Origin of the sequence: Achromobacter sp. ES-001, assembly GCF_019448355.1 — a bacterium.
In the GTDB taxonomy this organism is placed as follows: Bacteria; Pseudomonadota; Gammaproteobacteria; order Burkholderiales; family Burkholderiaceae_B; genus Achromobacter; species Achromobacter spanius_B.
This window is the reverse complement of record NZ_CP079940.1, coordinates 3,748,048-3,761,188: the sequence shown is the minus strand read 5'-3', so window position 1 is coordinate 3,761,188 and position 13,141 is coordinate 3,748,048. Positions and strand designations below refer to the sequence as shown.

Here is a 13,141-nt window from a genome sequence, read left to right as displayed (position 1 = left end):
TACATCACTCTTCGGCGTCGAATTCCTCGGCGTCGTCCTCGTCGTCCTCATCCTGCTCCAGCGCGTCGTATCCCTTCCAGGTGATACGCCAGCGCGCGGCACCGGCATTGGCGGCGGTTTCGCTCACTTGCTTGACCAGGCCGGCATCGGCCAACAGGTCCAGATGATGCGCAATGACCTGCAAGCCCTGTTCTTCGGGGTGCGGCGCCAAAGCGGCGTTCTTGATGTCGTGCGTGCTCAGGTTGGGGCCGGGCGCGTCGCGCAGGGCGCCAAGAATCGTGACGACCAAGTCGAAATCGCGTTGCATGATGTTCACCGTAAGAAAAATAGTAGGCTGACGATAGCAGAGTTCCGTGGCGTGAATGCGACGGTGCGCAAGGCCGGGTTACAGTCGATGGTTCTCGACAACCGACACTTACCTACAGAACTTTATGAAGAAACCCGCTGAACGCGATTGCCTTGCGGTGATCCCCGGTTATTCGGGCCAGGCCGCCAAGCTTTACCTGACGCGTGGCGAAGACGAGCGCATCGAAGGCGTGACGATTTTCGACCTGCTTGGCCACGTCAAGCAACAAGGCGACGCCGATGCCGCCGCCGCCTGGATCGGCGAATGGCTGGCCCAGGAAGCCGACAACCGCAGGGCGCGCCGCACGCAGCTGCAGGCGCAGATGTTCATCTGCAAGCTCACCGGCGATGACAAGGGTGCGTTCCTGGCCGCCCAGAAGCCGCTGATCCGCGTGCTGACCGATGCAGGGGTGCGCTGCCGTAGCGTAGCGGCCACGTCTGGGGCCGCTCGCCAGTCGCTGGGCCCAAATGTCAAAAAACATTAGGCGAAGGCTGTTATAGTCGCGCCTGGGCGTGAGATTGCACCTTCACGGTGCGTGCGTCCAAGCGGGCCCAGCCCGCTGATCAAGGAAGAGTGAACATGGAAATAGTAAGTCGGCACCTTGCCGACGTAGAGGGCGGCGTCGAGCTGCTCACGACGCTGGATGGCGAGCCCATCAGCGTCTACGTGGTGGTGGGCGTAACCGATCTCAATGCGATCGCTGACATCGTCCCCATCGAAAAAGTCGAGGCCGGAGCGGATATACACGCTTCAAATGTCGACAATGTTGATAATGCGCAAGAACAAATCGACCAGGTCCTGGAAAATATGAATCCCGGCGACGTGGCGGTTTTCCTTTGCTCGGGATCCGATGCTTTTGGCGCGGCTCTCGATCTGTTGGGTTTACCTATCGACCAGTAAGCCTGACGGCAAACCAAAGTGCTGATCCGAATGACGTATGAAAGACGTATGCGTTAAGACAGCATTTATATAAGCCCCGATTGTTTTTTTATGTTGTATGGGTGTTTACACCTATGCAGGGACAAGTTTTGCCTATGAAAACGTGCAAATTTTCAACGCAGTTTCTCTTTGTTGCATTATTGGCACGTATTTTTTAGGATTATGTTGACTTGTGAGGGGAACATAACGATAGTGTCGGCACACGATCACAAGCGTTGCGATTTTCGTTCAGTGCCGTGCCTTTTCCGGCTCAGCGTTATTGTTCTACTGTCCCCTCCTTGATTGATTCGTGACCTCCGGGCATTTGCCCATTATCTCTAGGAAATACAGTATGGAAACCGGCGTCGTTAAGTGGTTCAATTCGGAAAAAGGCTATGGCTTCATCACCCCGGAAGCGGGTGGTAAGGATCTGTTCGCTCACTTCTCCGAAATCCAGGGTTCTGGCTTCAAGTCTCTGGAAGAGAACCAGCGCGTCAGCTTTGTGACGGCCAATGGCCCCAAGGGCCCGCAAGCCACGAAGATTCAGGTCCTGTAAAGGTCTGAGTTTTCGCAAAAAAGCCCCTTCGGGGGCTTTTTTTGTTTTTGCGGCGCGCTATTCTGCACCTGCCAGCACGGCCACAGCGCCGCGCTAGCCTGTACCGCTTCAATGCCTTCAGGACGGCTTCCATGACTGCTTCTTCGCCAATGGCCCTAACCACGCAAGCGACCGACGTCGTGGCCTTCTGGGCCGATGCAGGGCCGCAGCAGTGGTATCGCAAAAGCGATGCGTTCGACGCCGAGTTCCGGCAGCGCTTCGAAACGGCGCATTGGGCAGCCGCATCGCGGCAGCTAGACGCCTGGCAAGAAGATGCTGATGGCGCGCTGGCCCTGATGATTTTGCTGGATCAGTTTCCTCGCAACGCGTATCGCGGCACGGCGCATATGTTCGCCACCGACCCATTGGCGCAGTATTTCGCCGAACGGGCTATCGCGGCAGGGCACGATCTGGCGGTGCAGCCGGTGATGCGGCAGTTCTTCTACATGCCGTTCGAGCATTCGGAAAGCCTGGTCATGCAAAACCGTGGGGTTGCGCTGATGGAGCCGCTGGAGCCGGATACGCTGCGCTGGGCCATCTTGCATCGGGACATCATCAAGCGCTTTGGTCGCTTCCCGCATCGCAATGCCGTGTTGGGGCGACAGACCACTCAGGCCGAACATGAGTTCCTGGCTGCCGGCGGATTTGCCGGCTGACCGAGCTTGCACCCCATGCGCTGACGCGAAGTCAGTGGGTATCGGCATGTATCTTTTCATACCAATGTGAAAATATTCGTCGTTATATGGGCCGCGCCTGCCGACAAGCTTCGCGCGTGCGTCGACCATTCGCATATTTGACGTTTTTCCGGGTTCACCAATACACTGAGTTCAGCGAGATTTTCAAGCGACGCGGTCTGCGTCAACTTGTCGCCGTCAGTGGTGCTGCGGTTGCTTCCTCTCCCATCCTTGATGATCTGGCGCCCCGCGAGAAATCGCATCTTTTAGGTTCAAGGACAATCCATGGCAACCGGCATCGTTAAGTGGTTCAACGCCGAAAAGGGTTACGGCTTCATCATGCCCGACGACGGCAGCAAAGACCTTTTCGCCCATTACTCCGAAATCCGCAGCGAAGGCTATAAGTCCCTGCAGGAAAACCAGCGCGTCACCTTCGAGGTTGGTACCGGTCCCAAGGGTCCCAGCGCCAAAAACATCAAGGTCGCGGCCTGACGCTTTGCGGGTAGCGCCCCGGGTGCGCCCGGTGTTCGGCCCATAAAAAAGCCCCCACACGCAATGTGTGGAGGCTTTTTTTTACGACAAACGCAACGCGTTGGCGCGCGCGTCTTAATGCCTTGCTGTCTTAGTGCCTTAGTGCCTTAGTGCTTATGCACGGCCGGAGTCGACAGCTTGTCGACCAGCGCGATACCCAATGCGGACAGTATGAACAACGCGTGGATGATTGTTTGCCACATGACGCCCGCTTCGGTGAAACGCGCGTTCGGCGTGCCAATCGTGCCGGCTTCGATGAACGTGCGCAGCAAGTGGATGGACGAGATGCCGATGATCGCCATCGCCAGTTTCACCTTCAGCACGCTGGCGTTCACGTGGCTTAGCCATTCCGGTTGATCCGGATGGTTCTGCAAGCGCAGTCGTGACACGAAGGTTTCGTATCCGCCGACGATCACCATGACAAGCAGGTTCGAGATCATGACCACGTCGATCAAGCCCAACACCAGCAGCATGATTTCCATTTCGCCAAAGCTGTTGGCGTGGGTCAGTAGGTGCCATAGCTCTTTCAGGAACAGCATGACGTAGACGCCTTGCGCCACGATCAGCCCAAGGTACAGCGGCAATTGCAGCCAGCGCGAACTGAAGATCAAACTGGGCAATAGGCCCAGGCGGGGAGGGGAGGGTTCAATCATGTTGGGTGCGAGCCATTTGTTGTTTGCGATAAAAGCGCGGCGGCAATTCTAACAACGCCAAGACGACGCCGGCAGCAGATTTTTATGACAAAGCCGCGTCATGTCGTCACGGCCCGCTAGCACTTCCACACAGGGTTTGCCCGACTTTTATGTAAGCGAAACTGCCATTTGCGAAACTGTGTGGCGAAACGCTTGGAGCGCTTTCGGCATATATAGAATTGCCGCCTCGCTCGCATAGAGTCAGTCAAGAGGAGTTTGTTCCCATGAAGATCCGCTACACCGTTGCCGCGTTGACCGTCGCGCTTGCCCCTTATTCCGCGTCGCATGCCTTCGACATCGGCGGCCTGGTGGGCGCTGGCAGCAAGGTTGTGCAAGCTGCCACCTTGAGCGACGCCGAAATCAAGACCTTGTCGGACAAGGCGTGCGCGCAAAGCGATTCCCAAGAAAAGATTGCCGCGCCGGGCAGCAAGTACGATGCGCGTCTGCAAAAGATCGCCAAGGCGCTGGGCGGCACTGTCAATGGTCAAAAGGCCAACTACAAGGTCTACATCACCAAGGACGTCAATGCCTGGGCCATGGCCAACGGCTGCATCCGCGTCTATAGCGGCTTGATGGACATGATGACGGACGACGAAGTCATGGGCGTGGTCGGCCACGAAATCGGCCACGTTGCGCTGGGCCATAGCAAGAAGGCCATGCAAACTGCCTACACCGTGTCCGCCGCGCGCGATGCCGCCGGTGCCGCGGGTGGCGCCACGGTCGCAGCTCTGAATTCGTCGCAACTGGGTGACCTGACCGAAAAGTTCATCAACGCGCAGTTCTCGCAATCGCAGGAAAGCGCCGCGGACGACTATTCGTTCGATCAGTTGCAGGCCAAGAAGCTCAATACGCGGGGCTTGGTCACGGCTTTCCAGAAGCTTGCCGAGCTTGATGGCGGCAAGAGCGATATGATGAGCTCGCACCCGTCCTCGGCCAAGCGCGCTCAACACATCGAAGACCGCATCGCCAAGGCCAAATAAGGCGTCAAAGCGACGTTCGCCCTCCCTTTTCGGGCGGAAAACGGGGCGCGAGTATCCGGGCAATTCCGGGGCTCGCGCCCCTTTGCGTCAGGGTTCCGGAAGTTTCCGGTAAAATGGCGCGTTTATCCGCCCGTAATCTCATCTCTCGGAAAATAGGTCTTTTAATGCAGCCTGTGGTTGAAACCCTCTCCGGCCTGGAGCGCCGTGTTGATCTGGCCGTCTCGGTGGCCGACGTCGAAAAGGAAGTCCAGGCGCAATTAAAGCGCGTGGCTCGCACCGCCAAGGTCCCCGGCTTCCGCCCGGGTAAAGCTCCGCTCGCCATGCTCGAGCGTAGCCATGGCCCCAGCATTCGCTACGACGTGATCAATAGCCAAGTTGGCCGTGCCTTCGAACAAGCCATCGACGGCGCCAAGCTGCGCGTCGCTGGCGCCCCGAACCTCGAACCCAAGACTGAAGGCGTTACCGACGACACGCTGGCGTTCACCGCCACGTTCGAGGTCTACCCTGAAGTTGCCGTGCCGGATCTGTCGGCGCTGGCTGTCACGCGCTACGAAACCGCCGTCACCGACGCCGAAGTTCAACAAACCCTGGACGTTCTGCGCAAGCAGCGCGCCACGTTCGAAGCCCGTGAAGGCCGCGCCGCGCAAGATGGCGACCGCGTCACGCTGGACTTCGCCGGCACCATCGACGGCGTGCCGTTCGAAGGCGGCAAGGCCGAAGACTTCCCGTTCGTGCTCGGCCAAGGCCGCATGCTGCCGGAATTCGAAGAAGCCGCTCGCGGCCTGAAGGCTGGCGAAACCAAGGTCTTCGAACTGAAGTTCCCGGATGACTACCAAGGCGTGGAAGTCGCCGGCAAGACCGCCGAATTCACCATTACCGTCAAGGAAGTGGCTGAAGGCGTTCTGCCCGAACTGAACAGCGAATTCGCCAAGTCCCTCGGCCAAGCCGAAGGCGACGTCGAAAAGCTGAAGGCCGACATCCGCAGCAACATCGAGCGCGAAGTCAAGGTCCGTTCGGCTGGCCGCACCAAGTCCAGCGTCATGGACGCCTTGGTCGAAGCCGGCAAGTTCGACGTGCCGAAGGCGCTGGTCGACAACGACGTTCAAGGCCGTGTCGCAGCTGCCCGCGAAGAGCTCAAGCAGCGTGGCATCCCCAACGCCGAGTCCGTGCCGATCCCGGCTGAAGCTTTCTCGACCGAATCCGAACGCCGTGTCCGCCTGGGCCTGCTGGTGTCGGAACTGGTCAAGCAAGCCCAGTTGCAAGCCAAGCCCGAGCAAGTTCGTGCGCGCATTGAAGAATTCGCGGAAAACTACGAACAACCCGCTCAGGTTGTCAGCTATTACCTGGCTGACCGCCAGCGTCGTGCTGAAATCGAGGCTATCGTGCTGGAAGACAATGTCGTCGCGCACGTTCTGGAAAAAGCTAAGGTCACCGAAGAAAAGGTGCCTTTCGATCAGTTGATGGGGATGGCGTAACACTATGCAGAGATTCACCGATTTCTATGCGGCAATGAATGGCGGGTCTTCGGTGACCCCCACCGGCCTGGGCTACATTCCCATGGTTATCGAGCAGTCGGGGCGCGGCGAGCGCGCCTACGACATCTATTCGCGTCTGCTCCGCGAACGGCTCATTTTCCTGGTGGGTCCGGTCAATGACGCAACGGCCAACCTGGTTGTGGCGCAGTTGCTGTTCCTGGAATCGGAGAATCCTGACAAGGACATTTCCCTGTACATCAACTCGCCTGGCGGGTCGGTGTATGCGGGAATGGCCATTTTTGACACCATGCAGTTCATCAAGCCGGACGTATCGACCCTGTGCACCGGCCTGGCGGCCAGCATGGGCGCGTTCCTGCTGGCGGCTGGCAAGAAGGGCAAGCGTTTCACGCTGCCCAACTCCCGGATCATGATCCACCAGCCGTCGGGCGGCGCCCAGGGCCAAGCGTCCGACATCCAGATCCAGGCTCGCGAGATCCTGGACCTGCGCGAACGTCTTAACCGGATCCTGGCCGACAACACCGGCCAGTCGATGGAGCGAATCGGCCTGGACACGGAACGTGACAACTTCATGTCCGCCGAAGATGCGGTATCGTATGGATTGGTGGACAAGGTGATGAGCTCCCGCTCGGAAGGCTGACTTCCAGGTTGATCCGAACCCGCTGCCACCAAGTTTGAGTAAGCGCATGCGCTGGACCCGTTATCGGTCTGGCGCATCTTTACCTGAGATACGAAACAAATATGCCTGAAAAAAAGGGATCGGCAGACGCAAAAGTGCTGCATTGCTCGTTTTGCAATAAAAGCCAGCATGAAGTCCGCAAGCTGATCGCGGGTCCGTCGGTGTTCATCTGTGATGAATGCATAGATCTGTGCAACGACATCATCCGCGAGGAAGCGCAAGCGACCGCGCGCGCGGCGATTCGTTCCGAGCTGCCCACTCCGGCCGAAATCAAGACCTTCCTCGACCAGTACGTCATTGGGCAGAACTCGCCCAAGCGCATGCTGGCCGTGGCGGTTTACAACCATTACAAGCGCATTCGTCACGGCGAGATCAAGGGTGACGAAGTCGAGCTCTCCAAGAGCAACATCATGCTGATCGGACCCACGGGCTCGGGCAAGACGCTGTTGGCGCAGACCTTGGCGCGCATGCTGAATGTGCCTTTCGTCATGGCTGACGCCACGACGCTGACCGAAGCCGGCTACGTCGGCGAAGACGTCGAGAACATCATTCAGAAGTTGCTGCAAAACTGCAACTACGAAGTCGAGAAAGCGCAACGCGCCATTATCTACATCGACGAAATCGATAAGATTTCCCGCAAGTCGGACAACCCGTCCATTACGCGCGACGTTTCCGGCGAAGGCGTGCAGCAGGCGCTGCTCAAGCTGATCGAAGGTACGGTTGCCTCGGTGCCCCCGCAAGGCGGACGCAAGCATCCGAATCAGGACTTCGTGCAAGTGGACACGACCAACATCCTGTTCATCGTGGGCGGCGCCTTCGACGGACTGGAAAAGGTCATCCGTGACCGTACCGAAAAGTCCGGCATCGGGTTCTCGGCCTCGGTGCGTGCCAAATCCGAACGCGGTGTAGGCGAGCTGTTCTCGGAAGTCGAACCCGAAGATCTGATCAAGTTCGGCTTGATCCCGGAACTGGTGGGTCGTCTGCCCGTGGTCGCCACGCTGGACGAGCTGGACGAAGCGGCATTGGTTCAGATCCTTACCGAGCCAAAAAACGCTTTGCTCAAGCAATTCCAGAAGCTGTTCGCCATGGAAGGCGCCGAGCTGGACCTGCGTCCCGCAGCGTTGAAGGCGATCGCCCGCAAGGCGCTCAAGCGTAAGACGGGTGCCCGGGGCTTGCGTTCGATCATCGAACAAACGCTGTTGGACACCATGTATGAGTTGCCTTCGCAGGGCAACGTAAAGCGTGTGGTCGTCGACGAGAACGCAATCGAAGGCGAGGGCAAGCCCTTGCTTATCTATGCGGACGAAGCCGGCGAATCCGACAAGCCGGAGCGTGGAGAAGTCCGCGACGCTGCAGCCTGATATTTCAAAAAAGCCCGTTCCTGTAACGGGTTTTTTTGCCGTAGGAGTGCCCTCCGGGGCATTTTTTTTTGCCTTTTGCCTATCCGGCAGCCGGGATCTTGAATTTTCGGCTATTGTTCCCATAACAGACGTAACTGACGCGGATAGCCCGGGTACTCTCTCCCAGGCTCCCCGTCCCCGATACGCCGAGTCATACCGAGGAACCTCCTATGTCTGCCAGCCAGACCCTGCCTTCCGACCCGATCGACCTGCCTTTGCTCCCACTTCGCGACGTCGTGGTGTTTCCGCACATGGTCATCCCGCTGTTCGTCGGCCGTCCGCGCTCTATTCGCGCGCTCGAGGTTGCGATGGAAGCGGGCAAAAGCATCATGCTGGTGGCCCAAAAATCCGCCGGCAAGGATGATCCCACCCCCGAAGACGTCTACGAGATCGGCTGCGTTGCCGGCATCCTCCAGATGCTCAAATTGCCCGACGGCACCGTTAAGGTTCTGGTCGAAGGCACTCAGCGTGCCCGCATCAACAGCATCGAAGATGCCGATTCGCATTTCACCTGCCAGGTGACGCCGATCGAGCCGGACGCCATGCAGGGCTCCGAAACCGAGGCCCTGCGCCGCGCGATCGTTGCCCAGTTCGAACAGTACGTAAAGCTCAACAAGAAGATCCCTCCGGAGATCCTGACCTCGTTGGCCGGCATCGACGATGCGGGTCGCCTGGCTGACACGATCGCCGCGCATCTTCCGCTGAAGCTCGAGCAGAAGCAAAAAATGCTCGAGATCGTCGGCACGTCCGAGCGCCTTGAAGGTCTGCTTACCCAGCTGGAAACCGAAATCGACATTCTTCAGGTCGAAAAGCGGATTCGCGGCCGCGTGAAGAAGCAGATGGAAAAGAGCCAGCGCGACTACTACTTGAATGAGCAGGTCAAAGCCATTCAGAAGGAGTTGGGCGAGGGGGAAGAGGGCGCGGACATCGAAGAGCTTGAAAAGAAGATCATCGCTGCCCACATGCCCAAAGAGGCGCGTAAAAAGGCCGATGCCGAGCTCAAGAAGCTCAAGCTCATGTCGCCCATGTCGGCCGAAGCCACCGTGGTGCGCAACTACATCGATACGCTCATCAACCTCCCCTGGAGGAAGAAGAGCAAGATCAACAACTCGATCGCCAACGCCGAGACGGTGCTGGACAACGACCATTACGGTCTGGAAAAGGTCAAGGAACGCATTCTCGAATATCTTGCCGTGCAACAGCGCGTAGACAAGGTCAAGGCACCGATCCTGTGCCTGGTCGGCCCCCCGGGCGTCGGCAAGACCTCGCTGGGCCAGTCCATTGCCAAGGCCACGAACCGCAAGTTCGTGCGTATGGCGCTGGGCGGCGTGCGTGACGAGGCCGAGATCCGAGGCCATCGCCGTACTTACATCGGTTCGATGCCCGGCAAGATCGTGCAGAACATGTCGAAGGTCGGCGTGCGCAATCCCTTGTTCCTGCTTGATGAAATCGACAAGCTGGGCATGGACTTCCGCGGCGATCCTTCTTCGGCGTTGCTTGAAGTGCTGGACCCGGAACAAAACCACACGTTCCAGGACCACTACATCGAAGTCGACTTCGATTTGTCCGACGTCATGTTCGTGGCCACCAGCAACACGCTGAACATCCCGCCGGCTCTGTTGGACCGTATGGAAGTGATCCGCCTGTCCGGTTACACGGAAGAGGAAAAGATCCATATCGCTCGCGACCATCTGCTGCCCAAGCTGATGCAGAACAACGGCGTGAAGGACAACGAACTGACGGTCGATGACAGTGCGCTGCGCGATATCGTTCGCTATTACACCCGGGAAGCCGGTGTGCGCGCCCTTGAACGCGAAGTGGGCAAGATCTGCCGCAAGGTCATCAAGCAGTTGCTGACCCAGAATGATCGTGCCAAGGCGGAAGGCAAGACCATCGAGGTCAAGCCGGTCAACGTCACGGGCGACAACCTGAGCGACTACCTGGGCGTGCGCCGCTATACCTTCGGCATGGCCGAGAAGGAAAACCAGATTGGTCAGGTGACCGGTCTGGCCTGGACCGAGGTCGGTGGCGATCTGCTGACAATCGAAGTGGCGGACATGCCGGGTAAGGGCGTGATCCAGCGTACGGGTTCGCTTGGCGACGTGATGAAGGAATCGGTGGAAGCGGCTCGCACGGTGGTGCGGTCCCGCGCTCGTCGCCTGGGCTTTGCCGACAGCGTCTTCGAGAAGCACGACATGCACGTCCACGTGCCGGAAGGTGCGACGCCCAAGGACGGCCCGTCCGCGGGTATCGCGATCACCACGGCCATGGTTTCGGCGTTGTCGCGCATTCCGGTGCGCGCCAATGTTGCCATGACCGGTGAGATCACGCTGCGCGGCGAAGTGCTGCCTATCGGCGGCCTGAAGGAAAAGCTGCTGGCGGCCCACCGTGGCGGTATCAAGACGGTCTTGATTCCCGAGGAAAACGTCAAGGACTTGGCGGAGATCCCGGATAACGTCAAGAACCAACTTGAGATCGTGCCGGTCCGCTGGATCGACAAGGTGCTGGAATTAGCGTTGGAGCGTCTGCCGGAGCCTCTGGCCGAGGAAGAAGCCGTCAAAGACGCGCTGGTGACCAAGCCTGCCGAGCCCGGCTCGACGGACCCGGTTCTGAAGCACTGATCAGCTGGTATGGCCGGGCGCCCGAAGTATGGGCGCCCAACAAAAACCCCGCCACGTGGCGGGGTTTTTTTATGGCCATCATTTTGGCCTTCGCGGTAACTTTGGTTATGGCCGTTGCCGGGCGAACGCTACGGCGAGGCTAGGCAGACCGTGCCTGATCTACCCCGTGCTGCGTCAGTGCAACGCGTGCGTACGGATTAAACCGACGGCGATGCCTTCCAGCGCGAACTCTTGGTCTGCTTCAACGATGATGGTTTGAAAGTCCGGATTTTCCGGCAGCAGTTCGATGTGCCCATTGGTGCGTTGCAGGCGCTTGACCGTCACGTCGTCGCCCAAACGTGCCACGACGATCTGGCCGTTGCGCGCTTCAGAGGCCTTCTTCACCGCAAGCAAGTCACCTTCCAGAATGCCCGCATCCCGCATGCTCATGCCGCGCACCTTCAGCAGGTAATCGGGCGCTTGGGCAAAAAGATGGGGGTCCACGCCAACCTCGCGTTCGACGTGTTCGGCCGCAAGGATAGGGCTGCCTGCCGCAACGCGCCCGACCAACGGCAGCAGCAACTGCGCCAAAGAAGGTATGGCCAGAGACGTCTGAGACTGGGAGGGCCCGTCTTTCAACCGTATGCCTCGCGAGGCGCCGGCGGTGAGCTCGATAGCACCCTTGCGGGCTAATGCCTTGAGGTGGTCTTCTGCCGCATTCGGTGAACGGAAACCAAGGGCCTGGGCGATTTCGGCGCGCGTTGGCGGAAAGCCGGTGCGCGTGACGGTCTGCCGGATGAGGTCCAGGATTTGTTGCTGGCGGTCGGTGAGTTTGCTGGCCATGGCGGTGATCCGGTATAAGCGGACTGTACATATATACAGCGCCATTCTGGGGGACGTAGCGGAAAAAAGCAAGCCGGCGGCGGGCCCGAAAGCAAAACGGAGCCGCAGGGCTCCGTTTCGTCATAACAGGGCCTCGGACGGCCCGTACAGGCAGGCGTTACAGCACGGCGGCGATGCCGGCAGCTACCTTGTCAATGTTGCCGCTGTTCAGCGCAGCCACGCAGATGCGGCCGCTGGACACCGCGTACACGCCATGCTCTTCGCGCAGGCGATCCACTTGAGCCGACGTCAGGCCCGAGTACGAGAACATGCCGCGTTGCTGCAGGACAAAGCTGAAGTCCTGCTTGGCGCCGTGTTCCTTGATCTTTTCCACCAATTGCTTGCGCATCAGGCGGATGCGGTCGCGCATGCCGGCAAGTTCTTCTTCCCACATGGCGAACAGTTCCGGCGTGTTCAGCACCGTCGACACCACCGTGCCGCCGTGGGTCGGCGGGTTGGAATAGTTGGTGCGAATGACGCGCTTGAGCTGGCTCAGGACGCGGCCCGCCGCTTCCTTGCTGCCAGCGACGATCGTCAGTGCGCCCACGCGTTCACCGTAAAGCGAGAACGACTTCGAGAACGACGAGCTGATGAACATGGTCATGTCCAGATCGGCGAACATGCGCACGACGACGGCGTCCTCGGTCAGGCCCTCGCCAAAGCCCTGGTAGGCGATGTCCAGGAACGGAACCAGGTTGTTTTCCTTCACAACCGCGGCGATCTGCTTCCATTGCTCCGGCGTGGGGTCCACACCGGTCGGGTTGTGGCAGCACGCGTGCAGCACGACGACGGTCTGCGCCGGGGCTGCTTTCAAGTCCGCCAGCATGGCTTCGAAGTTCAGGCCGCGGGTGGAAGCGTCATAGTACGAATACGTGCCGACCTCAAAGCCGGCGCGCTCGAACAGCGCACGGTGGTTTTCCCAGCTGGGGTTGCTGATCAACACCTTGGAAGAGGGCAGCAATTGGCGCAGGAAGTCGGCGCCAATCTTAAGCGCGCCGGTGCCGCCCAGCGCTTGGGTGGTCAACACGCGACCGGCTGCGGCCAACGCGGAATCCTTACCCAGCAACAGGGCTTGAGCGCCCTGGTTGTAGCCGGCGATGCCTTCGATGGGCAAATAGCCGCGAGCGGCGGCCGCTTCGATGCGGGCGGTTTCGGCCTTGCGAACGGCGCCCAACAGGGGGATCCGTCCCTGGTCGTCGTAGTACACGCCCACGCCCAGGTTGACTTTACCCGGACGCGTGTCCGCGTTGAATTGTTCGTTCAGACCAAGAATGGGGTCGCGCGGCGCGAGTTCGACGGAATCGAAAAGGTTGCTCATGGGACTCTGATGAGGATGGGTGGACGCAGTACG

The 13,141-nt window shown here is 59.3% G+C and carries 14 protein-coding genes; 10 read left to right on the top strand and 4 right to left on the bottom strand.

Translation table 11 applies throughout. From position 1 onward, the window contains the following. Positions 1-4 precede the first annotated feature (4 nt). On the bottom strand, positions 5-307 hold the full coding sequence (locus KYT87_RS16865) for a DUF2513 domain-containing protein (RefSeq protein WP_046805836.1): 303 nt from the start codon (positions 305-307) through the stop codon (positions 5-7). Positions 308-431: 124 nt separating this feature from the next. Here KYT87_RS16865 and KYT87_RS16860 point away from each other — a divergent pair, with 124 nt between their 5' ends. From KYT87_RS16860 to KYT87_RS16840, 5 genes are all read left to right on the top strand, one after another. Continuing rightward, the gene (locus tag KYT87_RS16860; protein WP_046805805.1) at positions 432-830 is read left to right on the top strand and encodes a hypothetical protein; all 399 of its coding nucleotides are present in this window, start codon (positions 432-434) and stop codon (positions 828-830) included. Between the two features lie 95 nt (positions 831-925). Continuing rightward, positions 926-1,246: a hypothetical protein gene (locus KYT87_RS16855; protein WP_046805804.1), complete on the top strand. Its 321-nt coding sequence runs from the start codon at positions 926-928 to the stop codon at positions 1,244-1,246. Positions 1,247-1,616: 370 nt separating this feature from the next. After that, positions 1,617-1,820, top strand: coding sequence for a cold-shock protein (locus tag KYT87_RS16850; RefSeq protein ID WP_006220190.1), 204 nt, complete (start codon positions 1,617-1,619; stop codon positions 1,818-1,820). A gap of 131 nt (positions 1,821-1,951) precedes the next feature. Then, positions 1,952-2,515, top strand: coding sequence for a DUF924 family protein (locus tag KYT87_RS16845; protein WP_104145014.1), 564 nt, complete (start codon positions 1,952-1,954; stop codon positions 2,513-2,515). 303 nt (positions 2,516-2,818) lie between these two features. Next, positions 2,819-3,025 (top strand): cold-shock protein, encoded by a 207-nt coding sequence (locus KYT87_RS16840; RefSeq protein WP_006225311.1) that lies wholly within the window; start codon positions 2,819-2,821, stop codon positions 3,023-3,025. Between the two features lie 146 nt (positions 3,026-3,171). On the opposite strand, the gene KYT87_RS16835 is transcribed toward KYT87_RS16840, so the two are convergent. Continuing rightward, complete coding sequence (locus KYT87_RS16835; protein ID WP_046805801.1) at positions 3,172-3,717, bottom strand: TIGR00645 family protein; 546 nt, start codon at positions 3,715-3,717, stop codon at positions 3,172-3,174. Between the two features lie 263 nt (positions 3,718-3,980). On the opposite strand from KYT87_RS16835, the gene KYT87_RS16830 reads away from it, so the two are divergent. The 5 genes from KYT87_RS16830 to lon all read left to right on the top strand — a co-directional run bounded on the left by KYT87_RS16830 (position 3,981) and on the right by lon (position 10,929). Continuing rightward, complete coding sequence (locus KYT87_RS16830) at positions 3,981-4,736, top strand: M48 family metalloprotease (protein WP_006220185.1); 756 nt, start codon at positions 3,981-3,983, stop codon at positions 4,734-4,736. 164 nt (positions 4,737-4,900) lie between these two features. Then, complete coding sequence (gene tig, locus KYT87_RS16825; RefSeq protein WP_046805800.1) at positions 4,901-6,211, top strand: trigger factor; 1,311 nt, start codon at positions 4,901-4,903, stop codon at positions 6,209-6,211. A gap of 4 nt (positions 6,212-6,215) precedes the next feature. Beyond that, a complete protein-coding gene (clpP, locus tag KYT87_RS16820; RefSeq protein ID WP_006220183.1) occupies positions 6,216-6,869 on the top strand; it encodes an ATP-dependent Clp endopeptidase proteolytic subunit ClpP in 654 nt (217 codons plus the stop codon). A 101-nt stretch (positions 6,870-6,970) separates the two neighbouring features. Beyond that, entirely contained in the window at positions 6,971-8,269 is a 1,299-nt protein-coding gene (gene clpX / locus KYT87_RS16815) for an ATP-dependent Clp protease ATP-binding subunit ClpX (RefSeq protein ID WP_046805799.1), read from the top strand. A 209-nt stretch (positions 8,270-8,478) separates the two neighbouring features. Then, the gene (lon, locus tag KYT87_RS16810; protein WP_046805798.1) at positions 8,479-10,929 is read left to right on the top strand and encodes an endopeptidase La; all 2,451 of its coding nucleotides are present in this window, start codon (positions 8,479-8,481) and stop codon (positions 10,927-10,929) included. 174 nt (positions 10,930-11,103) lie between these two features. Here lon and lexA read toward each other — a convergent pair whose 3' ends face one another. Both lexA and KYT87_RS16800 read right to left on the bottom strand, forming a co-directional pair. Continuing rightward, positions 11,104-11,751, bottom strand: a complete 648-nt coding sequence (lexA, locus tag KYT87_RS16805) for a transcriptional repressor LexA (protein WP_046805797.1) — start codon at positions 11,749-11,751, stop codon at positions 11,104-11,106. Between the two features lie 157 nt (positions 11,752-11,908). Continuing rightward, positions 11,909-13,108 (bottom strand): amino acid aminotransferase, encoded by a 1,200-nt coding sequence (locus KYT87_RS16800; RefSeq protein ID WP_219990411.1) that lies wholly within the window; start codon positions 13,106-13,108, stop codon positions 11,909-11,911. Positions 13,109-13,141: the final 33 nt, after the last annotated feature.